We start from the raw sequence: 23,936 nt of genomic DNA, 5'->3' as shown, positions 1-23,936 counted from the left end.
TACCGGTAACGCCTCAGCGGAGCGTGGCTCCGCTCTACTGCTTCAGCCTGCTTTGAAATCTCGCCGCAGCAAGCCATAAAGCGCGGTGTCGCAGATTTCATCGTTGACGTTCCAGCGCTCGCGCAGCAGGCCTTCACGGACGAAGCCCAGTTTTTCCAGCAGCCGCCACGACGGTTCATTGCGTGGGTCGGCATCGGCTTCCACACGACGCAGGTGCAGGTCGCTGAAGGCGTATTGCAGGATCAGCCGCAGTGCCTCGATGGCCAGTCCCCGACCTTGCCAATCCGGGTGCAGGCTGTAGCCGATCTCGGCGCGGCCCTGCGTGAGATCCAGCGCGAATACCGCACTGGTACCGATCAGCCGGTCGCTGGCGGCATCGGCGATGGCCCAGACCAGGATGTCCAGTTCGCGGCGCTGGCGCTGGATGTCGGCCACCTTCTGTGCGGCCTGGGCCAGTTCGGTCCAGGCCGGGTAGCTCCAGTAGCGCATCACCTGCGGATTGGAATGGATGGCGAACAGCGCCGGGGCGTCGCTGTCGCGGACTTCGCGCAGGCGCAGCCGGTCGCTGCGCAGTTCAGGTTGGGGAAGACGTGTCTGCATCGGATTGACCCTTGGGTTTGCCCCCAGCTGACGGGGCGGGCGAAAATGGCGGTTTCCCACCCCCAGCGGAGCAGATCCTGCCATGTCCATCGTTCGTATGACCGACCTCGACCTTTCCGGCAAGCGTGTATTGATCCGCCAGGATCTGAACGTGCCGATCGACGACAACGGCAAGATCACCTCCGAACAGCGCATCACCGCCTCGCTGCCGACGCTGAAGCTGGCGCTGGAAAAGGGCGCTGCCGTGCTGGTCACCTCGCATCTGGGCCGCCCGAAGGAAGGTGTTTGGAGCGAGGCCGATTCGCTGGCGCCGGTGGCCAAGCGCCTGTCCGAACTGCTGGACGTGGACGTGCCGCTGGTCAAGGACTGGGTGGACGGCGTTGAAGTGGCCCCGGGCAAGATCGTGCTGCTGGAAAACTGCCGCATGAACGTGGGCGAGAGCAAGGACGACGAGGCGCTGTCGAAGAAGTACGCCGCACTGTGCGACGTGTTCGTGATGGATGCCTTCGGCACCGCGCACCGTGCGCAGGCTTCCACACATGGTGTGATCCGCTTCGCGCCGGTCGCCGCTGGCGGCCCGCTGCTGATGGCCGAACTGGATGCACTGGACAAGGCGCTGGCCAACCCGGCACGTCCGCTGCTGGCCATCGTCGCCGGCTCCAAGGTCTCGACCAAGCTGGAACTGCTGTCCAGCCTGGTGAGCAAGGTGGACCAGCTGATCGTCGGTGGCGGCATCGCCAATACCTTCATCGCCGCCGAAGGCCATGGCGTGGGCAAGTCGCTGGTCGAGAACGATCTGCTCGACACCGCCCGCAAGATCGACGCCGATGCGAAGGCACGCGGTGCTGAAATTCCGCTGCCGACCGACGTGATCGTTGCACCGGCCTTCGCCGCCGACGCACCGGCCACCGTCAAGGCGGTGGATGCTGTTGATGCGGGCGACATGATCCTGGACATCGGCCCGCAGACGGCCGCGCAGTACGCCGAGCTGATCGCCAAGGCAGGCACCGTGGTGTGGAACGGCCCGGTTGGCGTGTTTGAATTTGATGCGTTCGGCAAGGGCACCGAAGCACTGGCCCGCGCGATCGCAAGTTCCAGTGCGTTCTCCATTGCGGGCGGTGGCGACACCCTGGCAGCGGTCGACAAGTACGGCATTGCCAAGCAGGTCAGCTACATCTCCACCGGTGGTGGCGCGTTCCTGGAGTTCCTGGAGGGCAAGACCTTGCCGGCAGTCGCAGCGCTGGAGGCCCGCGGTTCGTGAGAGCGTCCTCACGAACCTGTTGCGCTCGCCCTGTGACCCGCGTGCGGTGCTCGCAATGCTCACGTATTCCACATACGTTGCGCTTGCTCCGCTCCGCCACGGGTCACAGGCCATCGCTCACGACGGATCGTGAGGACGTTCCATGAGCCGCGATGTCTTTTTCTTCGATCTCGACGGCACGCTGATTGATTCGGCCGTCGGCATCACCAGTTGCGTGGCTTATGCGCTGGAGAAACTGCAGCAGCCGGTACCGCCGATGGCTGAACTGCGCAAGTGGATCGGCCCGTCACTGCGCACCAGCTTCACCCCGCTGCTGGGTGATGCGCAGCAGGTGGAGCACGCGGTGGCGTTGTACCGCGAACGCTTCGAGGTGATCGGCTGGCAGGAGCACGATATCTACGCCGGGATCGGCGACGTGGTGCAGGGCCTGCATGCGGCCGGTCATCGGCTGGCCGTGGTCACCGCCAAGAACGAGCCGCATGCGCGCCGCATCGTCGAGCACCTGCCCTTTGGTGGTTGCTTCGAGAATGTGATCGGTGCAACGGAAGATGGCTCGCGCAGCAACAAGCCGGAGTTGATCGCCGAGGCGCTGCAGCGGCTGTCATTGCAGCCGACGCAGTGCTGGATGATCGGTGACCGTCGCATGGACATCGAAGGCGCGCGGCATCACGCCATGCGCAATGTCGGCGTGCTGTGGGGCTTTGGCGGCCGTGAAGAGCTGGAAGCGGCGGGTGTCGGCGCGCTGGCTTCGACCCCGGGCGAGCTGGCGGTGCTGCTGCGCGGTTGATGGGAGCGCGCGGCGGGATCACGCATGATCGATTCAGGGCTCCGGTTTCCGGGGCCCTTGTTGTTTGTGCGGCATCATTTTCTTTGATTCGTCATTTCCGCAGCCGGTTGAAGGTCTTGCCTGCGCGGGAGTGAGGATCTGCACGGTGGGGGTGGGGCGCCCGTGCAAACCAGGAACGAGCAGCGCCCTTCCGTTCCATGGCCTGGCCATGTCCCTTCTGTCCGTGGCGCGCGACCCTGCGTGTCCGCCCCCTCCACTCACGTCATCGCGGTGTAACGGCAGCTTCCGTCGCGGACCGTCAGCGGTATCGCCATGACCGATGCCGGCTGGTTGCAGGACTCGCGTTGTCATACCGTACGGTATGTCCAGACAGGCTGTCCGGACTGTCTTTGGGACAGCGCAGAAAGTGTTTTATGAAATCGTATGCGACATCGTTGTCATGCAGTGGATGTGCTAATTTCGATGGCTTCATAGGGAGACCGAGCACCATGACCGAACGCCAGCGACGCACCAAGATTCTTGCCACCCTCGGACCGGCTACCGATGCGCCAGGGGTGCTGGATGAGTTGTTCCGCGCCGGCGTCAACGTGGTCCGCCTGAACTTCTCCCATGGCGATCCGGCCGGCCAGGCCAAGCGTGCCGCCGATGTACGCGCCGCTGCCCAGCGCGTGGGTGTGGAAGTGGGCATCCTGGCCGACCTGCCGGGCCCGAAGATCCGCATCGAGCGCTTCGCCGAAGGCAAGGTGCAGCTCAAGGCCGGTGACCGCTTCGACCTGATCGCCAGCAGCACCGCCGCGCCGGGTGACGCCAGCCAGGTGGGCGTGAGCTACCTCGGCCTGCCGCAGGACGTGGGCCCGGGCGACGTGCTGCTGCTCGACGACGGCCTGATGCAGTTGCAGGTGGTCGAAGTGCAGGGCGAACGCATCATCAATACCGTGCTCAACGACGGCGTGCTGTCCGATCGCAAGGGCCTGAACAAGCAGGGCGGCGGTCTGTCGCTGGGTGCGCTGACCGAGCGCGACAAGGAGCTGATCGGCATCGTTGCCAAGATCGGCGTGGACTTCATCGCCGTGTCGTTCTGCCGCAACGCGCAGGACATGAACGATGCCCGCGCGATCGCCGAATCGCATGGCTGCTACGCCGCGCTGGTGTCCAAGATCGAGCGCACCGAGGCCATCGAGAACCTGGAAGAGATCGTCGACGCCAGTGACGTGGTGATGGTGGCGCGTGGCGATCTGGGCGTGGAAATCGGCGATGCCGAACTGCCGGGCCTGCAGAAGAAAATCATCAAGGCCTCGCTGGCGCAGAACAAGGTGGTGATCACCGCCACGCAGATGCTGCAGTCCATGGTCGAAAGCCCGATCCCGACCCGTGCCGAAGTGCTGGACGTGGCCAACTCGGTCATCGACGGTACCGACGCGGTAATGCTGTCGGCCGAAACCGCCGCCGGTGCCTACCCGGTCAAGGCCGTCGAGGCGATGGCGCGCATCTGCCTGGGGGCCGAGCGCCAGTTCCAGACCGAAACCGACTTCGGCGCGTCGCCGCGCAACCTGGAACGTGCCGACCAGGCCATCGCCATGGCGACCATGTTCCTGTCCCAGCACGTGGGTGTGCGCGCGATCGTGGCGATGACCGAATCCGGTGGCACTGCGCGTTACCTGTCGCGCTTTCGCGCCTCGGCACCGGTGTTCGCGGTGACCCGCCACGATGGCGCACGCCGGCAGATGGCGCTGATGCGCGATGTGTTCCCGATCAACTTCGACAGCCGCGGCTTCACGCCGCGTGAAGCGGCACGCGGCAGCATCCGCCTGCTGGTCGAGGCCGGGTTGCTGGAGGCCGGTGACCGCGTGGTGTTCACCAGCGGCGAGCACATGGAAACCCATGGCGCCACCAACACCCTGCGCCTGCTGGAAGTCGGCGCCGATGGACGTGCCAGCGGCCTGGGCGGGCTCTGAGCGGACAAGGCAAGCCACCGCTCCGGTCAAAAACTGATCGGAGCGGACAGGAATTGTCCTAACCCAAGCTTGAAAGCGGTTCCAGACCTCGCGGGCAGCCAGCCCGCGAGCGGGGCGGGCTATAATCCCGTTTTTCCCGCACCTTGGTTACAGGAATCTCATGAGCATCGAACTGCTGGCTGAAACCGCCCAGGCAATGGTCGCCCCGGGCAAGGGCATCATCGCCATTGACGAATCCACCGGCACGATTGCCAAGCGCTTTGCCAGCGTCGGCATCGAGAACACGGAAGAGAATCGTCGTGCCTACCGCGAGCTGCTGCTGACCACGCCCAAGCTCAACGAGCACATTTCCGGCGCGATCCTGTACGACGAAACCATCCGCCAGTCGACCAAGGACGGGGTGCCGTTCGCCAAGTACATGACCGACAACGGCATGATTCCGGGCATCAAGGTCGACAAGGGTGCGCACCCGCTGGCCGGTTGCCCCGAAGAGCTGGTGACCGAAGGCCTGGACGGCCTGCGTGAGCGCCTGCAGGAGTACTACAAGCTCGGTGCCCGTTTCGCCAAGTGGCGCGCGGTGATCAACATCGGCGAGAGCATTCCGTCGGGCACCTGCATCGAATCCAACGCGCACGCGCTGGCCCGTTATGCGGCGCTGTGCCAGGAATGCGGCCTGGTGCCGATGGTCGAGCCGGAAGTGATCATGGACGGCGACCACGACATCGAGACCTGCTACGAAGTCACCGAAGCCACCCTGCGTTCGCTGTTCGACGCCCTGTACCAGCAGAACGTGGTGCTCGAAGGCACCATCCTGAAGGCTTCGATGGTCATCCCGGGCAAGCGCTGCGACGAGCAGGTTGACGTGGAAGAAGTGGCTGAGTCGACCGTGATGTGCCTGAAGTCGACCGTGCCGGCGATCCTGCCGGGCATCGTGTTCCTGTCCGGTGGCCAGACCGACGAGCAGTCCACCGCTCACCTCAACGCCATGAACCAGATGGGCAACCTGCCGTGGCCGCTGAGCTTCTCCTACGGCCGCGCCATGCAGCAGGCCGCACTGAAGCTGTGGGCCAAGGACGTCAAGGGCAACTACGCTGCCGCACAGAAGACCGTGTACGAGCGTGCCAAGGAAAACGGCCTGGCCGCACTGGGCAAGTGGGAAGGCTGATACGCCAACCTGCGTAACGCATGAAGAACGCCGGCCTCGTGCCGGCGTTTTTTTTTTGGGGGGGGGGGGCTGGTCCGTGTGTCGCGAGCTCACCATCGGAATGGTGCAAGCGGCGGGGCAGGCACTCCATTCCGTCACCGCATGGACCGTGAAGAGACACGGCGCGGCCCCGGCAGGATTGCGCGACGGAGGCGCGGGGTGGTTTTTCGGCCTGCAAAGGGGGACGCAAGGGAATGTCTGGCTGCTGGTCGGCGGATCGACAGGCCTACAATCTGTGTTTCCGTTCAAGGCAGCCCGATGCGAGGGAAGATCAATCGCGGATTGTGCATGGTCGTGACAATGGCGCTGGCGACGCCGGTATTTGCCGCGTCGACGCGGGGCTTCGATGTCCTGCATTACGCTGCCACGCTGGACCTCGATATTCCTGCGGGCGAGGTGCGTGGTGAAGCAACACTGCGCTTCCGCGCCGATGAGGCACCGCTGCCGCGGTTGCTGCTGGACAGCGGCGAGCTGGTGATCGATTCGGCCACGCAGAACGGCAAGGCATTGGCGTTCGAACGCGCGGATGGAAAGCTCTCCGTCACGTTGTCCGAACCGCTGCGCGCCGGCGCCGAAACCCGTGTGACCCTGCGTTACCACGGCAAGCCCGGACATGGCCTGGAGTTCGCTGCCGAGCGCAACGAGGTCTACACGATCTTTTCCACCAGCCAGTGGATGCCATCGGTGGATGCGCCGGACGAGCGCGCCACGCTGGAACTGGCCTTGCGCCTGCCAAAGCAGCTTCAGGCAACCGCAGTGGGGCAGGCATTGCCTTCGCGGCGGCTGGAGGATGGCCGCGTCGAGCACCGTTGGCACCTGCGCACGGCAATGCCGGGCTATGTCTATGGTTTCGCGGCCGGTCCGTACCAGCACGCGGTGCAGTCGCACGGTCGCAACCGGTTGCACTACTACGCCGTGGACCGTTCCCCGCCGGAACTGCGTCAGGTGTTCGCCGCCACTGGCGATATGCTGGATTTCTTCGCCGGCCGCGCCGGGCTTGCCTATGAAGGCGATTACCAACAGGCCTTGGTGGCACGCACCATCGGCCAGGAAATGGCAGGCCTGTCGCTGATGTCGGAAACCTATGGAGAGCGCGTGCTGGACGATCCCACCCAGTTGGGTCTGATGGCGCATGAGGCGGCGCACCAATGGTGGGGCAACCGGGTGACCTGCGCGGGTTGGGAGCACTTCTGGCTCAACGAGGGGTTCGCCAATTTCATGACAGCGGCGTGGTTGCAGCATGCCCAGGGCGAGGAGGCTTACCAGCAGATGGTGACGGGGTGGCGTACCCGCGTATTGGCGTTGCGGGAAAAGGGCACGGATCGTGCGCTGGTTTTCCCGGATTGGAACAAGCCCTCGGCGGATGACCGCACCGTGGTGTACCAGAAGGGAGCCCTGGTCTTGCATCTGCTGCGTCAGGAACTGGGCGATGAGGTGTTCTGGCGGGGGCTGCGGGCCTATACGCAGGCCCATGACGGCCGCTCCGTGGTCAGCGCGGATTTCCAGCAGGCAATGGAAGCGGCGGCGGGACGTTCATTGCAGCCGTTTTTTGAGATGTGGGTTTATGGGGTTGGGGGTGAGGTTTGAGGCTTGGGAGCGCTGATTTTTCGAGCTGAAGAGCTGCTCCTCCCCGACCCCGTCCGCCGCTTTCGCTGCAATCAGGCCGTTCATGCACAGCCACACCCTCCCTTTGCCGTAGGGAAGGGAAGGTTGGGGAGGGCGAACGTCAAAACTGCAGCGACGAAGAACGCTGCAGCCCTATACCCAACAACAGGTTCAACCCATCGCCGGTTTCAGGTCTTCCAGGAAATGGCTTTTCTGTGTCCCGCCGGCATCCGCCAACGCCTGCTGGTAAATCTTGAACGCTGCCGCGTTGTAGGCAACCAAGATGATCCGTAACGGGCGTGCGTGGCTCTTCTGCCAGGTGACGGTTTCGGTGACGGCGATGTGGGCGGCTTGGTGCAGGGGATAGCCATATACGCCGCAGCTGATCGCGGGGAAGGCGATGGATTCCAGGCCCATCTGTTCGGCCAGTCGCAGCGATTGCCAGTAACAGTTGGCCAGCAGCGCGGCTTCGTCATGGCGGCCATCGCGCCACACCGGGCCGACGGTGTGGAACACGTGCCGGGCCGGCAATGCGTGACCAGAGGTGGCGCGTACCTCGCCGGTCGGGCAACGAATACCGGGACGAAGCTCCGGCAGCTGTTCGCATTCGGCCAGCAGGCCGGGTCCGGCTGCACGATGGATGGCGCCATCCACGCCGCCGCCGCCCAACAGGGTTTCGTTGGCCGCGTTGACGATGGCGTCAACGGCCAATTGGGTGATGTCGCCCTGCCAGACTTCGATGCTCATGCTGTGATCTTCCGCCGCCGTGTATGAGAGAAACGTGACGGGCGCTTGCACCCGCCCGGCGTCGGTAAAGCCTGACTGTGCGGCGTCTCACCGTGCGCGATTGGCAGCAACGGAAAGCACGAAGGCCGCGCGTGGCGGCCTTCGTGCGGATCAAAACCGGTAGTCGGAATTACGGAATGCCGGCCAGCCAGTCGTCGTCCGAACCGTCGTTGATATCGGCGAACAGCGGCGTGGAGAAGTAGCGTTCTCCGGTATCGGGCAACACCGCCAGGATCACCGAACCGGCCTGCGCCCTGGACGCCACTTCCAGCGCGGTGGCCACGGTGGCGCCCGCGGAGATGCCAACGAAGATGCCTTCTTCGGCGGCCAGGCGGCGCGAGGTTTCGATCGCCCGCTCATCCTGGATCGAATACAGCTCGTCATAGACCTCGCGGTTGAGTACCTCCGGCACGAAGTCCGGGGTCCAGCCCTGAATCTTGTGCGGGGTGAATTCCTTGCCAGCCAGCAGCGCGGCACCGGCCGGCTCGGTGGCGATGATGCGGGTCTCGGGACGGGCCAGTTTCAGCACTTCGCCCACGCCGGTGAGGGTGCCACCGGTGCCCCAGCCACTGACGAAGTAGTCCAGGCGCTTGCCGGCGAAATCGCGCAGGATCTCGGCAGCGGTGGTCTGGCGATGGAAGGCCGGATTGGCGGGATTGGTGAACTGGCTGGCGAGGAACCAGCCATGCTGCTGCGCCAGTTCCGCGGCTTTGCGCACCATGCCGGTGCCACGCTCGGCGGCCGGGGTCAGGATGACCTTGGCGCCATAGGCACGCATCAGCTTGCGGCGTTCGATCGAGAAGGTTTCCACCATCGTCGCCACGAACTTGTAGCCACGGGCGGCGGCGACCATGGCCAGGGCCACGCCGGTATTGCCGGAGGTGGCTTCGATGATGGTATCGCCGGGCTTGAGCAGGCCTTTCTTCTCGGCGTCGAGGATGATGGCCAGCGCCAGGCGGTCCTTCACCGAGCCGCCCGGGTTGAACGATTCAACCTTGGCGTAGACATCCACGCCTGCCGGCGCCAGACGGTTGAGCTTGACCACCGGGGTGTTGCCGATGGTGTCCAGGATGCTGTTGTAGATGGCCATTGGGATCTCCGGTTAAGGCAATCAGGCGGCATCGGCCAGTGTGGCCGTCGACGTCTTTGCGGGAAGTGAGGAAACGGTGGGCAAGGCATGCAGCGGGGCATTGCCGAACCAATGCAGTTCGTCGGCCAGCGCCGCGACCTCGCCCAGGATCAGCAGGGCCGGTGACTGCACCTGATGCTGACGGGCGGTGTCGGGCAGATCGCGCAGCTGGCCGGTGACCACACGCTGATTGCTGCGTGAGCCGTTTTCGACCAGCGCGAAGGGGGTGCTGGCGGCCAGCCCGGCGTTGGTCAGACGCTGCCGGATCTGTTCCAGCGCGGCCACGCCCATGTAGAACACCAGCGTCTGCCGGGCCTTGGCCAGTTCAGGCCAGTCCAGCGTGTCCATCGAATCCCTGCAGTGCGCGGTGACCAGGCGCAGCTGCTGGGCGTGGTCGCGATGCGTGAGTGGAATGCCGGCATACGCCGCGCAGGCCAGTGCGGCGGTGATGCCCGGGACGACTTCGTACGGCACGTCATGGGCGCGCAGGAACTGCAATTCCTCACCGCCACGGCCAAACACGAAGGCATCACCGCCCTTGAGCCGCACCACGCGGCGGCCGGCGCGGGCGTGTTCCAGCATCAGCGCATGGATGTGTTCCTGCGCGGTGCTGCGGCCCTGTGCGGATTTGCCGACTTCGATGTAGTCGGCATCGCGCCGCGCCAGCTGCAGGACCTCGATGCTGACCAGACGGTCATAGAGAATCACGTCGGCCTGGTTGAGCGCGCGCAGGGCGCTGAGCGTGAGCAGGCCCGGGTCGCCCGAACCGGCACCGACCAGCACCACCGAACCGGTGCCGGCGGGGCTGTGGCCGGCAATCGTCTGTGACAGCAGGGCCTGTGCCGCGCCGTCCTGGCGGCGACGCAGCAGGCCCAGCAACGGGCCTTCGATCAGGCGGTCGAAGAACTGGCGGCGGGTTCCCAGGTCGGGAAAGCGGCTGCGGATGCTGCCGCGGTGCTGGCCGATCAATTCCACCAGACGTCCCCAGGCGCCATCGAACAGCTGTTCCAGCTGGCGACGCACGTGGCGGGCCACCATCGGTGCCGCGCCGCCGCTGGAAATGGCGATCTGCAGCGGGCCGCGTTCGACCACGGCCGGCACATGGAAAGTTGAAAGTTGCGCGTCGTCGACCACATTCACGAACAGACGGCGTGCTTCTGCGGCTTCAGCGACGGCACGGTTGGTGACGGTGTCATCGGTGGCGGCGATCACCAGCCAGATATCGTCGGCCAGCCATTGCGCATCAAACCGGCCCGGCAGCCATTGCACGTGCTGCGCCTGGGCCAGATCAGAAAGCGCGGGTGACAGCTCGGGGGAGCCGACCCGGGGGCGGGCTCCGGCATGCAGCAGCGCCTGCACCTTGCGCTCGGCCACCGCGCCACCGCCTACCACCAGCACAGCCCGGCCTTTGAGGGCGGCAAACAGGGGGAACAAGGCGGTGTCCAAGATGGTGGGCGGATTCAGGAGGAGGGCCGCTGACCGTAGCGCCGGGCTCGCGGCCCCCGGAAATGACTTGCGTCGCGCAATAAATAACTTTCGGTTATAAGAACGAACGGCGATTTGACCTACAGTCAGCCGACACCTCCTTTCGACGTTTTCCGATGACGCCGCAATGACCCTGACCCAACTGCGCTACCTCGTTGCCATCGCCGACGCCGAGCTCAACATCACGCTCGCCGCGACACGGGTGCATGCCACCCAGCCGGGGTTGTCCAAGCAGCTCAAACAGCTGGAGGACGAACTGGGCTTCCTGCTGTTCGTGCGCAAGGGCCGCAGCCTGGAAACGGTGACGCCGGCTGGTGAGGAAGTCATTGCCCGCGCGCGCGCTGTACTGGCCGAAGCCAACAACATCCGCACCTATGCCGCCAACCAGCGTCGCGAAAGCCATGGTCAGTTGATCCTGACCACCACCCATACACAGGCACGCTTCGTGCTGCCGCCGGCAGTGGCGCGCATCAAGTTGGCGTATCCGCAGGTCAGCGTGCACCTGCAGCAGGCCGCCGAAAGCGATGCACTGGATCTGTTGAGCCAGGGCGATGCAGACATCGCCATCATCAGTACCGCAGGCAGCGAGCCGACCACCGGCATCGCGGTTCCGCTGTACCGTTGGCGACGGCTGGTGCTGGTGCCCAAGGGACACCCGCTGGACCGCGCCGGCAAAACCCCGGACATGGCGGCGCTGGCCGAGCACCCGCTGATCAGTTACGAATCCTCCACGCGCGCGAGTTCATCGCTGCGGCGCGCGTTTGCCGCGCAGCAGCTGGAGCCGGACCTGGCGCTGACCGCGCTGGATGCGGACCTGATCAAAACCTATGTACGCGCGGGGCTCGGCGTGGGCCTGCTGGCGGAAATGGCAGTCAGCGGCAACGACACCGACCTGCGTGCGTGGCCGGCGCCCGCTGCGATTCCCGAGTGCATCGCCTGGGCGGTCCTGCCACGTGACCGGGTGCTGCGCGACTACGCACTGGAACTGGTGCATGTACTGGCACCGCAGATCGACAAGCGCGACCTGCGCCGCGTGCTCGATGGCAACCAGGAAGCGAACTGGCCAGTGCCGCCGACGTGGGAATCGTTGACGCAGACGATTACCAGCTGAGTCGAGGCACTCTGCATGGCTTGTTTCCGGGTACGGCTTTCGGGTTCGGGGATCTGCTTGCCGATGGAGGACCGGTCTGTGAGCATCGTTGGCTTCTTCACCACGCGGCAGGTCCATGCGAGGAGTGTGGAAGAGGCGGGCACTCTCGCCAAACGGAGGGTGCTTTCCGAGTGGCAGCCCGGGGGAGCCTATGCAGAAGCAAACACGGGTTCGTTGCCAAGATTGCTGATTGAAGATGTATGGAAGGTGGGCTTCCTTGCGGAGTTCTTTCAGCGCGATTCTGGTTGCTACGCCTTCTATCAGAATGATGATTGATTAAGGATGGCCGCGTTTGCGCGCTGCCGTTTTCTGCTGCGGAAGCGGTTTCCAGAGTCGACATGTGGAAGATGCCGGCGTTTGATTGGTTCGCATTCCCGCGGCAATCATTCATACACATACTCTCCCGGACCTCCGTGGGCCCATGCATGTCGATGAAAGGTGTATGCATCGCGGTGATTGCACGCTCAGACGCTTGCGGTGGGAGATCGCCGTGACCGACCTCGTCATTCTTCCCGGCCTGGATGGCACAGCGACGTTGCACGCTGCGTTCATCGCTGCGCTGGGTGATGTATTCGATGCAGTGCACGTGATGCGCTACCCCGTCGATGAGATGCTCGACTACGCCGCGCTGGAGCGGCGGGTTCGCGATGTATTTCCCGCCGCCAACCCGGTCGTTGTGCTGGGCGAATCCTTCTCCGGGCCGCTGGCGATCTCCATTGCGGCCGATCCGCCGGCCAACATGGTGGGTCTGATTCTCTCCACGACTTTCGCCAAAGCGCCGGTTCCCCTGTCGGGATGGGTCGCGCCGATGGCGTCGTTATTGCCGGTACGGAGCGTGCCGCTGAGCATGATGACCTGGATGCTGCTCGGACAATGGAATTCGCCTGCGCTTGAAGAGGGCCTGCGTCATGCGTTGATGAGGGTCAGCCCGAAGGTGTTGCGGCACCGTGCAGGTCTCGCGATGCGAGTAGATGTTTCCGGGCTGTTGGCTAGGGTGAAGCTTCCCACGCTCTATCTGAGAGCGGTCGGCGATCGGTTGTTGTCATCATCGGCATGCCGTTCCGTCGCTTCGTCAATCGAGTCCTGCACCGTGGTTGATGTCGCCGGTCCGCACCTGTTGCTGCAGGCTGCTGCGGTGGATTGTGCGCAGATAGTGAAGCGTGTGGCGCGTGAGAACCGTTGGTTGCGATGACGCGTGCAGGGAGATGGCGTTCCTGTGTGCTGCCGGCTTCGATTTCCACGTCATGCGTCAAACGGTCGCACCTCATCGGGGCGGGGCGATGACCTCGCCCCGATAGAATTGCGCGGTCATGCGTTCCGCCCGTCTCCAATCGTTCCTGCTCCTGCTGGCATTCGTCGCTGCATTGCTGATGGCGGTGGCGCCGGTGGTCAGCCGCTGGGTGCAGGCCGGCCATGCGCAGCATGCGGCGATGATGGAAAGTGCGCCTGCGGCGACGAATAGCGGGCATGCGGGTCATCACGGCATGAGTGCCGAGGAACATGCGCGGCATATGGCGGCTGCGGTGGCGGAGACCAACGGGCCGCGGATGCCGACCGATCCGCATGCCGCACATGGCGAAGCCTGCGATTACTGCACCATGGCCTCGCGCCTGCTGCCGTGGCTGGCGGTTCTGCTGGTGTTGGCGCCGCTGCTGTATCGGCTTGCGCCCGACTCTCCGCGCACCGTTCACCTGCCAACCAGCCTGCGCTGGCCGGCACATCCGGCACGCGGGCCACCGCGGTTCTCCTGAAAGACACCCATCTTTTCTTCTGTCGCGCGCTGCCCATTGGCAGGGCGTGACGATGTCGTATTGGAGAACCTTATGTACTTTGCTTCCCGCATGCCGGGTGTTCCGGCGTGTTTGTCCGTCTGCGTCTGTATGGCGCTGTTTCCAGTGCTGGCCCACGCTGACGAGCACGGTTCCACGCAAACCCTGGACACGTTGGTGGTCACGGCTGCCGCGCCTTCTTCCCCGCTGCACTGGGAGACCGATCCACGGCTGCCACGGCAACCGGTTCCGGCCAGCGATGGGGCTGACTATCTGAAGACCGTTCCCGGCTTCGCCGCGATCCGCAACGGTGGCACCAATGGTGATCCGGTGTTGCGTGGCATGTCCGGTTCGCGGCTGAACATCCTCAGCAACGACGGCAATCTGATCGGCGCCTGTCCCTCGCGGATGGATAATCCGTTGTCATACATCGCCCCGGAAACCTATGACCGTCTGGTCATCATCAAGGGGCCACAGAGCGTGCGTTGGGGCGCCGGGGCTTCGGCCGGTACCGTGCGTTTTGAACGCGAAACGCCGCGCTTCGATGCGCCGGGCATGGAGCTGAAGGCGAGCGCTTTGGCCGGTTCCAACAACCGCAACGACCAGATGCTCGACGCCAGCTTCGGTAGCACGCCGGGCTACGTACGGGTCAACGGCAACCGTTCCGAGTCCGACGACTACCGCGATGGCAATGGGGACGTGGTGCCGTCGCGATGGCGCAAGTGGAATGCCGATGCCGCCATCGGTTGGACACCGGATGCCGACACGGTGCTTGAACTCAGTGCCGGTACCGGCGACGCACTGGCGCGATACGCGGGTCGTGGCATGGATGGGGCATCGTTCAAGCGCAGCAGCTACGGGCTGCGCTTCGAGAAGAACAATCTGCCCGGCGCGTGGGACACGCTGCAGGCCAATCTATACTCCAACAGCGCCGATCACGTGATGGACAACTACACGTTACGCACGCCCAATCCCGACAGCAGCATGCCGATGGCGATGGCGTCGAATGTGGAGCGGCGTACCAGCGGTGGTCGCGTGGCGTCGGAATGGCGTTGGCAGGACGTGGCCATCGTCGCCGGTGTCGATGCGCAGGAAAGCCGGCACCGGAAGCGCAATGGCATGGGTCGCGGTACCTGGCAGCAGCAACCGTGGAGCCGCGATGCCGACTTCAGCACGCAGGGCGTGTTCACCGAACTCACCTTTGGGGAAGGCACCGCGCAACGCTGGCTCAGCGGTCTGCGTCTGGACAAGGCCGAAGCCAGGGACCTGCGCCTTCGCACCGGCATGATGAACATGCCCAACCCCACTGCGGGGCAGACGCGAAAGGAAACGCTGGGCAGCGGGTTCCTGCGCTACGAGCGTGATCAGGGCCAGGCATGGACCTGGTATGCCGGGCTCGGCCATAGCGAACGCATGCCCGACTACTGGGAGCTGTTCTCCGCCGACACCGGCCCAACCGGCAGTGCCAATGCCTTTGCGGGAGTGAAGCCGGAGAAGACCACGCAACTGGATCTCGGCCTGCAGTTCCGCAGCCAGACGTTGGATGTGTGGGTGTCGGCGTATGCCGGGCAGTTGCAGGACTACATCCTGTTCAACTACCGCAGCGGCGGCATGATGGGCAGCAGCACACAGGCGAGCAATGTCGATGCCCGTATCGCCGGTGCCGAAGCGGGCATGGAATGGCGGCCCTCGGCTGGTTGGAAACTGGGCAGTACGCTGGCCTACGCCTGGGGTGAGAACCGCGACCAGCACCGCCCATTGCCACAGATTCCCCCGCTGGAAGCACGCTTGAGCACGAGCTATGAGCGTAAACGCTGGTCGGCCGGCGCCTTGTTGCGGGCGGCTACCCGGCAAGGCCGCGTGGCATTGGATCAAGGCAATGTGGTTGCCCGCGACCTTGGCCCGAGCCCGGGGTTTGCCACGTTGTCGCTCAATGGTGCCTATCGCATCAATGAGGGCCTACGCGCCAGCGTCGGCGTGGACAATCTGTTCGACCGCGCCTATGCCGAGCACCTGAATCTCGCCGGTAGTGCGGATTTCGGTTTTCCGGCCGACCCGGTGCGAATCAACGAGCCGGGGCGCTCGTTCTGGTTGAAGCTGGACTATCGCTACTGATGGCTTCCCCACAGCGCCCCGTTGCGGCTTACCGCCAGCGGGGCGCTGTGGCATGCTCGCCACACCTCGGCAAGAAGTGATTCCGCACATGAGCAACCGTGCAGTGGCCTATGTGAGCAACGCCGTGTCCGGGTTGACCCCGGCCGAGATCGACCATCTGCTGGTGGATGCGCGCGCGCACAATCAGTTGGCCGGCGTCACCGGTGTGCTGCTGTATGACGGGCAGCATTTTTTCCAGTACTTCGAGGGGCCGGAAGAGGGCATGGAGCGCATCTACGAGCGCATCCGTAATTCGCGCATGCATGTGCAACTGCAGGAACTGCACAACGGCCCGGTCGAGAGCCTGTATTTCAGCCATTGGCACATGGGGTGCAGCCTGACCGATGGAAGCGTGCTGCAGAAGATCAGTACCCAGCAATGGCAGCATGAAGTGGGGCAGCTGCAGGATGACGTTGCGCAGGATGCGGCCTCGCCTGCGTTGCGTGAGTTGCTGGCGTTCTGGGAGCAGCAGCCGCATTGAGCTGACGGCGAGGGGTTGATATCGGGCGAGGAAGATCGTGCCGAGCCCGCTGTGGCATTGCAGAGCGAACAGCCGGGGGGACTGCGCATCATCGACAAACAGCGATGCCACGGCTGTCGTCGGCTGAAACCCCGCCTGCGCGGGGATGACGGGTTCCTGCAGCCCGGCTCTTTCTGCAGCCCGTTTTCCGGGATGTACGGTGCTCCCGGCTCAGATTCCCTCGTGCAACCCGCACTCACGCTTGAGGCCGAAGAAGCGGGTGTCTTCCTCGCGCATGCCCGGCTCCCAGCGTCGGGTGGTGTGGAAATCACCGATCGAGACGTAGCCCTGTTCCCACAGCGGGTGATAGGGCAGCTGGTGTTCCTGCAGGTACTTCCACACGTCGCGATCATTCCAGTCGGCGATCGGATTGACCTTGTAGCGCTCGCCGCGACGCTGCAGCACCGGCGTATTGGCGCGGCTGGCTGACTGGCTGCGGCGCAGGCCGGTGAACCAGGTACCGACCTGCAGCTCGTCGAGCGCACGCTTCATCGGCTCGACCTTGCGCAGGTTGTTGTACTGCTCGATGCCGACCACGCCCTGTTCCCACAGACGGCCGTGGCGTGCCTCCATCCAGGCGCGGCTGACCAGAGGGCGGTAAACCTTGAGATTGAGTTTGAGGCGGTCGGTCAGTTCGTCGGCGAAGCGATAGGTTTCCGGGAACAGATAGCCGGTATCGATCAGGATCACCGGAATGTCCGGGTGCTGGCTGGCCAGCAGATGCAGGGTCACGGCCGACTGTGCGCCGAAACTCGATGACAGCACATGCGCACCGGGCGCGTTCTGCAGTGCCCAGCGCACGCGGGCCTGGGCATCCATGGCATCCAGTTCGCCGTTGAGCGGGCCCAGGTCATCCGGCAGCGTGGTAACGGAATCGTTCAAGGATCGGGGCAGGGCGCTCATGCGTGCAGTTCCACGGGAATCTGGCGGTGGGTGGGGTAAGACGGAAGATCGATGACGCCGGCGCGATGCAGGAAGTCACCGAAGCCTTCATCAGCCGAACGCTCCCCGGCATAGCGCGCGAACAGCGGCGCCAGCGCGGCAAGAATGTCCGGCTCGGTGATGTTTTCGCGGTACAGCGTGTTCAGGCGTTGGCCGCGATGGTCGGCGCCGAGCATCAGGTTGTAGCGGCCGGGCGCCTTGCCGACGAGCGCGATCTCGCCCAGGTACGGGCGCGAGCAGCCATTCGGGCAACCGGAGATGCGCAGCAGGATCGGGGCGTCGGCCAACCCGTTCTGTTCGAGCAGCGGCTGCAGCTTGGCGCTGAAATCCGGCAGGTAACGCTCGGCTTCGGCCATCGCCAGCCCGCAGGTGGGCAGGGCCACGCAGGCCATCGCCGCGCGTGCCAGTGCCGTGGGTGCTTGATTGCCGGCATCCAGCCCCGCGCTCTTTACCAGCGCATCCACGCGGGCGCGCTGCCCGGCGGGTACGCCGGCGATGACCAGGTTCTGGTTGCCGGTCATGCGGAACTCGCCTTCATGGAAGCCGGCGATTTCGCGCAGGGCGGTCAGGTGCGGCGCACCCGGCAGGTCGGCGATGCGCCCGGCCGGCAGCGACAAGGTCAGGTGCCAACGGCCGTCGTCACCCTCGTTCCAACCATAACGGTCGCCGTTATGGTTGAACGGCCGCGAGCGGCCTGGCGCGAAACGGATGCCGGCGCGGCGCTCGATTTCGGCGATCACCGTGTCAAGACCGTGGTCGTCGATGGTGTATTTGAAGCGCGCGCGTTTGCGCAGTTTGCGGTTGCCGAGGTCGCGCTGGGTGGTGACCACGGCCGTGGCGACATCCAGCAACGCATCGCGCGGAATGAAGCCGACGAGGTTGGCGATGCGCGGATAGGTTTCCGCGTCACCGTGCGTGGCGCCCATGCCGCCGCCGATGCTGACGTCATAGCCCAGCAGTTCGCCGGCATCATCCAGCACGCCGATGAAGCCCAGGTCATTGGCGAACACGTCCACGTCGTTGACCGGCGGCAATGCAAAGCCGATTTTGAATTTGCGCGGCAGGTAACGCTCGCCGTAGATCGGCTCTTCTTCGCTGCCGCTGCCGACCACGCGTTCTTCGTCCAGCCAGATTTCGTAGTAGGCGCGGGTATTGGGCAGCAGGTGCTCGGAGGTGCGCGCGGCATCGGCGTAGAGTGTTGCGTGGGCACTGGACAGCAGCGGGTTCGCTGCCACCAGTACGTTGCGATTGACGTCGCCGCAGGCGGCCAGGGTGTCGATCAGCGCGGCATTGATCGCCTGCATGGTCGCTTTCAGCTCGCGCTTGATCACGCCATGGAACTGGAACGCCTGGCGGGTGGTGACGCGCAGTGAATGATTGCCGAAGCGGGTGGCGATGTCGTCGAGCTTGAGCCATTGCGCCGGGCTGATGACGCCGCCGGGCGTGCGCGTGCGGATCATGAACTGATAGGCCGGCTCCAGCTTCTGGCGGCGGCGCTCGTCGCGCACGTCACGGTCATCTTGTTGATAACTGCCGTGGTACTTGATCAGGGTCTGGTCGTCTTCGCGCAATGCGCCGGTGACCGGGTCGGCCAGACTTTCCAGTAGCGAACCACGCAGGCGGTTGCTTTCGGCTTTGATGGATTCGACGGAGTGGGTGCTCATGTTCTCTTCGCTGGAAGGTGGGTGTGCAGCGGCGGCCTCAGCCGCGAAGCGGGTGCGGTGTCAACACCGCTCAACCGTCAATACACATCCCGGCCATAGCGCCCCTCCGTATGCAGCTGCGTCAGGTATTCGCGCGCGCCGTCTTCATCCAGTCCACCGTGTTCGCGCACCACGTCCAGCAATGCCGCATGCACGTCCTTGCCCATGCTGATGGCCCCGCACACATAAAGATGCGCGCCGTTCTGCAGCCAGGTGTACAGATCGCGACCGCGCGTGCGCAGGCGCTGCTGTACATAGATTTTGTCGGCCTGGTCGCGCGAGAAAGCCAGATCCAGGCGGTGCAGTTCCTTGCGGCGCAGCGCATCCTGCCATTCGGTTTGATAGAGGAAATCGCTGTTGAAGTGGCGTGCGCCGAAGAACAGCCAGTTGCGGCCGGTCGCGCCGATCTCCGCACGTTCCTGCACAAAGCCCCGGAACGGCGCCACGCCGGTGCCGGGGCCGATCATGATGATGTCGCGGCTGCTGTCGGCGGGCACACGGAAGCGCTCGTTTGCCTCGATGAAGACCGGCAGCTGGCTGCCTTCTTCCAGTGCTGCAAGGAAGCTGCTGGCAGCGCCCTGATGCGAGCTGCCATGCGCGTCATAGCGCAGTTCATCGACGGTGAGGTGGACTTCCTCGCCCACACGTTTGCGGCTGGAGGCAATGGAATACAGGCGATGGGTGGCAGGACGCAGGGTGCTGATCAGCGCCTCGGCGCTCCAGTCAGCCGGCCAACGGCGCAGCACATCGACCAGTTGGTGATCCTCGAACACGCGGCTCAGCTCGGCCTTGTGTTCCGGTTCCAGCAGGCGCGCCAGCTCGGCATGTGCGCTGCGCTCGCCGACGCTGATCAGCAGCGGGCGCGAGATGCGGGTGAGTTCGCGGTGCTCGGCCAGCCACTGCGACAGCGGCCGGCCATGACCATCGAGGGTGACTTCGGCATCGCCCTTCAGGCCAGTGGCATTCAGCACCGCCGCGACCAGCTCCTCTGGATTGCGGTGCATGATGCCCAATGCGTCGCCCGGCTCGTAATGCAGGCCGCTGCCTTCCAGCGACAGCTCCAGGTGATGCACCCATTTGTCAGCAACGCCATGGCGCGTATACGCCGGGCCCTTGAAGTCGCGACCGCTGATGGCCTGGCGCGACAGCACTTCGGCAGTGAACGGATGCTGCGCGTTGTAGGTGCTGGCGTGACGCAGCGGGGTGACATTGCTGGGTGCCGGGCTCGCCGCTTCGCTGATGTTGGCACGGGCATCGGCCAGTGCCTGGCTGCGCCACGGCACAGCCACGGTCTCGATGTCCAGGTCGGCTTCGCCGGCTGGCTGCAAACGGGTGGCGCCCAGTTCTGCCAGGCGCGTGTCCAGCTTGCGGGCGATGCCGCAGAACTCGGCGTAGCTGGAATCGCCCAGGCCGAGCACGGCGTACTTGAGTTGCGGCAGCTTGGGCGCGCGCTTGCCGGCGATGAACTCGACCAGGCCGATCGCGTCGTCTGGCGGATCGCCTTCGCCCTGGGTGCTGATGACGATGTACAGCAGGCGTTCGTTGGCCAGTTCGCGGGTCGGATAGGCGTCGGCGCGCAGCAGGCGTACCGGCAGGCCGGTAGCCTCGACCTCGGCGGCCAGCTGCTCGGCGGCACGGCGGGCATTGCCGGTCTGGCTGCCGTAGATCACGGTCAACCGGGACTGGGCAGCCTGCGCGGCGGCCTGGCCGCCGGGGATGATGGCCAGGGACGGGGGAGGGTTTCCCTGGGCCAACCCGGCGGCAAAGCCGGACAGCCACCACAAACTGTTGCCATCCAGGCCTTCCACCAGTCGCGACAGCAGGACCTTGCGGTCCTCAGGCAAGGGGCTGGGTGGAACGCTGGCGGCGGCGGTCATTTCCGGTCCGGTCTGGGGTGGGATGAAGGATGCTAGATAGCTCCTTGGTCCAGCGGAAAGGACCAGCGGTTATCGCTTCATGCCCTGCGTTTATTTCAACGCCCCCGGCCACCGGCCCACACTCGCCGTCCTACCCCGGGTCCATCCGGCCACGCTGTTACCCTTCATCCAGGCTCCGCCTCCATATCGCCACGCAATGACTGCCAACGCACCTCTGTCGCACCTGGACCGGCTGGAAGCCGAAAGCATCCACATCCTGCGGGAAGTTACCGCAGCCTTTGACAACCCGGTGTTGCTGTACTCGGTGGGCAAGGACAGCTCGGTGCTGCTGCATCTGCTGATGAAGGCCTTCGCCCCCGGCGTGCCGCCGATCCCGCTGCTGCATGTGGATACGCGCTGGAAGTTCGGCGAGATGATCGCTTTCCGCGACCGCCGCGTGGCCGAGACCGGCACCGAGCTGCGGGTGCATATCAACCCGGATGGCATCGCCCAGAACATCGGCCCGGTGACGCATGGTGCCAGCGTGCATACCGACGTGATGAAGACCCAGGGCCTGAAGCAGGCGCTGGACAAGTGGAAGTTCGATGCCGCCATTGGCGGTGCGCGGCGCGATGAGGAAAAGTCGCGGGCCAAGGAGCGGGTGTTTTCGTTCCGCAACGACCGTCACCGTTGGGACCCCAAGAACCAGCGCCCGGAACTGTGGAATCTCTACAACGCCCGCATTCACCAGGGCGAAAGCGTGCGCGTGTTTCCACTGTCGAACTGGACCGAGCTGGATATCTGGCTCTACATCTATCGCGAGAAGATCCCGGTGGTGCCGCTGTATCTGGCGGCCGAACGGCCGGTGGTCGAGCGCGACGGCAGCCTGATCATGGTCGATGACGAACGCCTGCCACTGCGTCCGGGTGAGGTGCCGCAGCTGCGCAGGGTGCGCTTCCGCACGCTGGGCTGCTACCCGCTGACCGGAGCCATCGAATCGGACGCTGACACACTGGAGAAAATCATCGCCGAGATGCTGGTGTCCACCAGCTCCGAACGGCAGGGCCGGTTGATCGATCACGACCAATCCGCCTCGATGGAAAAGAAGAAGCTGGAGGGCTATTTCTGATGAGCACGGTTGCCACTTCTTCCGACATCTCGGCTTACCTGCAGCAGCATGAAACCAAGCCGCTGCTGCGCTTCATCACCTGCGGCAGCGTCGACGACGGCAAGAGCACCCTGATCGGCCGTCTGCTGTACGAAAGCAAGCGTCTGTTCGATGACCAGCTGGCCGCGCTGGAGGCCGACAGCCGTCGCCATGGCACGCAGGGCGAACGCATCGATTACGCGTTGCTGCTCGATGGCCTGGCCGCCGAGCGCGAGCAGGGCATCACCATCGACGTGGCTTATCGTTATTTCGATACCGACCGTCGCAAGTACATCGTCGCCGACTGCCCGGGGCATGAGCAGTACACCCGCAACATGGCCACCGGCGCTTCCACCGCGGATGTGGCAGTGGTGCTGGTGGATGCACGCAAGGGCCTGCTGTCGCAGACCCGCCGCCACAGCTACATCATTTCCCTGCTGGGCATTGATCAGGTGGTGCTGGCGGTGAACAAGATGGATCTGGTCGACTATGACGCCGATGTGTTCGCGCGCATCAGCGAGGACTACCAGACGCTGGCCGGGCAGCTCGGCATCGCCCATGTGCAGGCCATTCCGTTGTCGGCACTGGAAGGGCAGAACCTGTCCACCCGCTCGGCGTTGATGCCGTGGTATGCCGGCCCCAGCCTGATCGAGCATCTGGACACGGTGCAACTCGGCGCACGCGATGCAGAAAGCGGCCTGCGCCTGCCGGTGCAGTGGGTCAATCGCCCCAATCAGGATTTCCGCGGCTTTGCCGGCACCATCGCCGGTGGCCAGGTGCGCGCGGGTGACGCGGTGGTGGTGTTGCCTTCGGCGCGTCGTTCCACGGTCAAGCAGGTGCTGGGGCCGGACGGCCCGTTGGACGTTGCCTCTGCCGGTCAGGCGGTGACGCTGACACTGGCGGACGAAGTGGATGTCAGCCGTGGTGACGTGATTGCCGCGGCCGACGATCCGCCGGAAGTGGCTGACCAGTTCGCCGCGCATGTGCTGTGGATGGACGATGCCGCGTTGTTGCCGGGTCGCCCGTACTGGCTGCAGATCGGCAGCCGCACCGTGTCCGCCAGCATCAGCGAGATCAAGCACCGCGTGGACGTGAACACGCAGGAGCGGTTGGCGGCCAAGCGCCTGGAATTGAACGAAGTGGGTTACTGCAACCTGGCGTTGGACGAGCCGGTAGCCTTCGCCCCGTATGCGCAGAACCGGGCGCTGGGTGGCTTCATCCTGATCGACCGGCAGACCAATGCCACGGTCGCTGCCGGCACGCTTGATTTTGCCCTGCGCCGCGCCGGCAACGTGCATTGGCAGCATCTGGACGTGGACAAGGCCGCGCGTTCGCGCATCAAGGGCCAGCAGCCCAAGGTGCTGTGGTTCACCGGTCTGTCCGGTGCCGGCAAGTCCACCGTCGCCAACCAGGTGGAAAAGCGCCTGCACGCCCAGGGCCGGCATACTTTCCTGCTGGACGGTGACAACGTCCGCCACGGCCTCAATCGGGACCTGGGCTTCACCGACGAGGACCGTGTGGAGAACATCCGCCGCGTGGCCGAAGTGGCGCGGCTGATGGCCGATGCGGGACTGATCGTGCTGGTCAGCTTCATCTCCCCGTTCCGGGCGGAGCGGCAGATGGCGCGCGAACGCTTCGAGCCGGGTGAGTTCATTGAAGTATTCGTCGATGTGCCGCTGGAAGTAGCCGAAGCCCGTGACGTGAAGGGCCTGTACCGCAAGGCGCGGGCAGGGCAGATCCCCAACTTCACCGGCATCGACTCGCCTTACGAAGCCCCGGAAACCCCGGAGCTGCACCTGCGTGCGGACAGCGACAGCGTGCCGGCGATGGTGGAGCAGGTGCTGCAGGTTCTGGAACGGCATTGAGGTGAGGGGATGCGGGGG

19 protein-coding genes and 1 pseudogene are annotated in these 23,936 nt (G+C 64.8%); 13 read left to right on the top strand and 7 right to left on the bottom strand.

Annotation, left to right across the window (positions count from 1 at the left end):
* Positions 1 to 42: 42 nt before the first annotated feature.
* The gene (locus tag ABB26_RS06420; RefSeq protein WP_057632859.1) at positions 43 to 600 is read right to left on the bottom strand and encodes a GNAT family N-acetyltransferase; all 558 of its coding nucleotides are present in this window, start codon (positions 598 to 600) and stop codon (positions 43 to 45) included.
* A gap of 82 nt (positions 601 to 682) precedes the next feature.
* On the opposite strand from ABB26_RS06420, the gene ABB26_RS06415 reads away from it, so the two are divergent.
* The 5 genes from ABB26_RS06415 to ABB26_RS06395 all read left to right on the top strand — a co-directional run bounded on the left by ABB26_RS06415 (position 683) and on the right by ABB26_RS06395 (position 7,394).
* The gene (locus tag ABB26_RS06415) at positions 683 to 1,861 is read left to right on the top strand and encodes a phosphoglycerate kinase (protein WP_057632858.1); all 1,179 of its coding nucleotides are present in this window, start codon (positions 683 to 685) and stop codon (positions 1,859 to 1,861) included.
* Between the two features lie 142 nt (positions 1,862 to 2,003).
* Complete coding sequence (locus tag ABB26_RS06410) at positions 2,004 to 2,648, top strand: HAD hydrolase-like protein (protein ID WP_057632857.1); 645 nt, start codon at positions 2,004 to 2,006, stop codon at positions 2,646 to 2,648.
* A gap of 488 nt (positions 2,649 to 3,136) precedes the next feature.
* Positions 3,137 to 4,603 carry a pyruvate kinase gene (gene pyk, locus ABB26_RS06405; protein WP_057632856.1) on the top strand — a complete coding sequence of 489 codons (1,467 nt, stop codon included), beginning with the start codon at positions 3,137 to 3,139 and terminating at the stop codon, positions 4,601 to 4,603.
* 160 nt (positions 4,604 to 4,763) lie between these two features.
* Positions 4,764 to 5,768: a class I fructose-bisphosphate aldolase gene (locus ABB26_RS06400; protein WP_057632855.1), complete on the top strand. Its 1,005-nt coding sequence runs from the start codon at positions 4,764 to 4,766 to the stop codon at positions 5,766 to 5,768.
* Between the two features lie 327 nt (positions 5,769 to 6,095).
* Entirely contained in the window at positions 6,096 to 7,394 is a 1,299-nt protein-coding gene (locus ABB26_RS06395) for a M1 family metallopeptidase (protein WP_245626152.1), read from the top strand.
* Positions 7,395 to 7,583: 189 nt separating this feature from the next.
* Here ABB26_RS06395 and ABB26_RS06390 read toward each other — a convergent pair whose 3' ends face one another.
* The 3 genes from ABB26_RS06390 to cysG form a co-directional block, all read right to left on the bottom strand.
* Positions 7,584 to 8,159 carry an O-acetyl-ADP-ribose deacetylase gene (locus ABB26_RS06390; protein ID WP_057632853.1) on the bottom strand — a complete coding sequence of 192 codons (576 nt, stop codon included), beginning with the start codon at positions 8,157 to 8,159 and terminating at the stop codon, positions 7,584 to 7,586.
* Between the two features lie 169 nt (positions 8,160 to 8,328).
* Positions 8,329 to 9,288 carry a cysteine synthase A gene (cysK, locus tag ABB26_RS06385; RefSeq protein WP_057632852.1) on the bottom strand — a complete coding sequence of 320 codons (960 nt, stop codon included), beginning with the start codon at positions 9,286 to 9,288 and terminating at the stop codon, positions 8,329 to 8,331.
* A gap of 21 nt (positions 9,289 to 9,309) precedes the next feature.
* Entirely contained in the window at positions 9,310 to 10,761 is a 1,452-nt protein-coding gene (gene cysG / locus ABB26_RS06380; RefSeq protein ID WP_245626151.1) for a siroheme synthase CysG, read from the bottom strand.
* Between the two features lie 178 nt (positions 10,762 to 10,939).
* On the opposite strand from cysG, the gene ABB26_RS06375 reads away from it, so the two are divergent.
* From ABB26_RS06375 to ABB26_RS06350, 6 genes are all read left to right on the top strand, one after another.
* Positions 10,940 to 11,923, top strand: coding sequence for a LysR family transcriptional regulator (locus ABB26_RS06375; RefSeq protein ID WP_057632850.1), 984 nt, complete (start codon positions 10,940 to 10,942; stop codon positions 11,921 to 11,923).
* Between the two features lie 78 nt (positions 11,924 to 12,001).
* Positions 12,002 to 12,238, top strand: a complete 237-nt coding sequence (locus ABB26_RS06370) for a hypothetical protein (RefSeq protein WP_152982578.1) — start codon at positions 12,002 to 12,004, stop codon at positions 12,236 to 12,238.
* A 214-nt stretch (positions 12,239 to 12,452) separates the two neighbouring features.
* Positions 12,453 to 13,154 carry an alpha/beta fold hydrolase gene (locus tag ABB26_RS06365; protein WP_152982577.1) on the top strand — a complete coding sequence of 234 codons (702 nt, stop codon included), beginning with the start codon at positions 12,453 to 12,455 and terminating at the stop codon, positions 13,152 to 13,154.
* 118 nt (positions 13,155 to 13,272) lie between these two features.
* Positions 13,273 to 13,713: a DUF2946 family protein gene (locus ABB26_RS06360; protein ID WP_057632847.1), complete on the top strand. Its 441-nt coding sequence runs from the start codon at positions 13,273 to 13,275 to the stop codon at positions 13,711 to 13,713.
* A gap of 72 nt (positions 13,714 to 13,785) precedes the next feature.
* Complete coding sequence (locus ABB26_RS06355; protein WP_057632846.1) at positions 13,786 to 15,846, top strand: TonB-dependent copper receptor; 2,061 nt, start codon at positions 13,786 to 13,788, stop codon at positions 15,844 to 15,846.
* An 88-nt stretch (positions 15,847 to 15,934) separates the two neighbouring features.
* Positions 15,935 to 16,366, top strand: a complete 432-nt coding sequence (locus ABB26_RS06350; RefSeq protein ID WP_057632845.1) for a BLUF domain-containing protein — start codon at positions 15,935 to 15,937, stop codon at positions 16,364 to 16,366.
* A gap of 210 nt (positions 16,367 to 16,576) precedes the next feature.
* Here ABB26_RS06350 and ABB26_RS06345 read toward each other — a convergent pair whose 3' ends face one another.
* The 3 genes and pseudogenes from ABB26_RS06345 to ABB26_RS06335 all read right to left on the bottom strand — a co-directional run bounded on the left by ABB26_RS06345 (position 16,577) and on the right by ABB26_RS06335 (position 20,927).
* Positions 16,577 to 17,308, bottom strand: a complete 732-nt coding sequence (locus ABB26_RS06345) for a phosphoadenylyl-sulfate reductase (RefSeq protein WP_057632844.1) — start codon at positions 17,306 to 17,308, stop codon at positions 16,577 to 16,579.
* A pseudogene (gene cysI / locus ABB26_RS06340) lies at positions 17,305 to 19,017 on the bottom strand (assimilatory sulfite reductase (NADPH) hemoprotein subunit); the annotation flags it as partial. The pseudogene cysI and the gene ABB26_RS06345, both read right to left, overlap by 4 nt.
* Positions 19,018 to 19,088: 71 nt before the next feature.
* Positions 19,089 to 20,927: an assimilatory sulfite reductase (NADPH) flavoprotein subunit gene (locus ABB26_RS06335; protein ID WP_057632842.1), complete on the bottom strand. Its 1,839-nt coding sequence runs from the start codon at positions 20,925 to 20,927 to the stop codon at positions 19,089 to 19,091.
* A gap of 196 nt (positions 20,928 to 21,123) precedes the next feature.
* Here ABB26_RS06335 and cysD point away from each other — a divergent pair, with 196 nt between their 5' ends.
* Together cysD and cysN are read left to right on the top strand one after the other, a co-directional pair.
* Positions 21,124 to 22,035, top strand: coding sequence for a sulfate adenylyltransferase subunit CysD (gene cysD, locus ABB26_RS06330; protein WP_057632841.1), 912 nt, complete (start codon positions 21,124 to 21,126; stop codon positions 22,033 to 22,035).
* A complete protein-coding gene (gene cysN, locus ABB26_RS06325; RefSeq protein ID WP_057632840.1) occupies positions 22,035 to 23,918 on the top strand; it encodes a sulfate adenylyltransferase subunit CysN in 1,884 nt (627 codons plus the stop codon). Before cysD ends, cysN begins: the two co-directional genes overlap by 1 nt.
* Positions 23,919 to 23,936: the final 18 nt, after the last annotated feature.

Origin of the sequence: Stenotrophomonas humi (assembly GCF_001431415.1) — a bacterium.
Lineage (GTDB): Bacteria > Pseudomonadota > Gammaproteobacteria > Xanthomonadales > Xanthomonadaceae > Stenotrophomonas > Stenotrophomonas humi.
This window is presented reverse-complemented; position numbering and strand designations above follow the sequence as displayed.

Coding starts and splice junctions, on each gene's coding strand:
- ABB26_RS06410 (WP_057632857.1), top strand. CDS start 2,004: ATGAGCCGCGATGTCTTTTTCTTCGATCTCGACGGCACGCTGATTGAT.
- ABB26_RS06345 (WP_057632844.1), bottom strand. CDS start 17,308: ATGAGCGCCCTGCCCCGATCCTTGAACGATTCCGTTACCACGCTGCCG.
- ABB26_RS06420 (WP_057632859.1), bottom strand. CDS start 600: ATGCAGACACGTCTTCCCCAACCTGAACTGCGCAGCGACCGGCTGCGC.
- ABB26_RS06360 (WP_057632847.1), top strand. CDS start 13,273: ATGCGTTCCGCCCGTCTCCAATCGTTCCTGCTCCTGCTGGCATTCGTC.
- ABB26_RS06335 (WP_057632842.1), bottom strand. CDS start 20,927: ATGACCGCCGCCGCCAGCGTTCCACCCAGCCCCTTGCCTGAGGACCGC.
- cysK (WP_057632852.1), bottom strand. CDS start 9,288: ATGGCCATCTACAACAGCATCCTGGACACCATCGGCAACACCCCGGTG.
- ABB26_RS06415 (WP_057632858.1), top strand. CDS start 683: ATGTCCATCGTTCGTATGACCGACCTCGACCTTTCCGGCAAGCGTGTA.
- ABB26_RS06390 (WP_057632853.1), bottom strand. CDS start 8,159: ATGAGCATCGAAGTCTGGCAGGGCGACATCACCCAATTGGCCGTTGAC.
- ABB26_RS06350 (WP_057632845.1), top strand. CDS start 15,935: ATGAGCAACCGTGCAGTGGCCTATGTGAGCAACGCCGTGTCCGGGTTG.
- ABB26_RS06395 (WP_245626152.1), top strand. CDS start 6,096: ATGGTCGTGACAATGGCGCTGGCGACGCCGGTATTTGCCGCGTCGACG.
- cysD (WP_057632841.1), top strand. CDS start 21,124: ATGACTGCCAACGCACCTCTGTCGCACCTGGACCGGCTGGAAGCCGAA.
- ABB26_RS06400 (WP_057632855.1), top strand. CDS start 4,764: ATGAGCATCGAACTGCTGGCTGAAACCGCCCAGGCAATGGTCGCCCCG.
- cysN (WP_057632840.1), top strand. CDS start 22,035: ATGAGCACGGTTGCCACTTCTTCCGACATCTCGGCTTACCTGCAGCAG.
- ABB26_RS06355 (WP_057632846.1), top strand. CDS start 13,786: ATGTACTTTGCTTCCCGCATGCCGGGTGTTCCGGCGTGTTTGTCCGTC.
- ABB26_RS06375 (WP_057632850.1), top strand. CDS start 10,940: ATGACCCTGACCCAACTGCGCTACCTCGTTGCCATCGCCGACGCCGAG.
- pyk (WP_057632856.1), top strand. CDS start 3,137: ATGACCGAACGCCAGCGACGCACCAAGATTCTTGCCACCCTCGGACCG.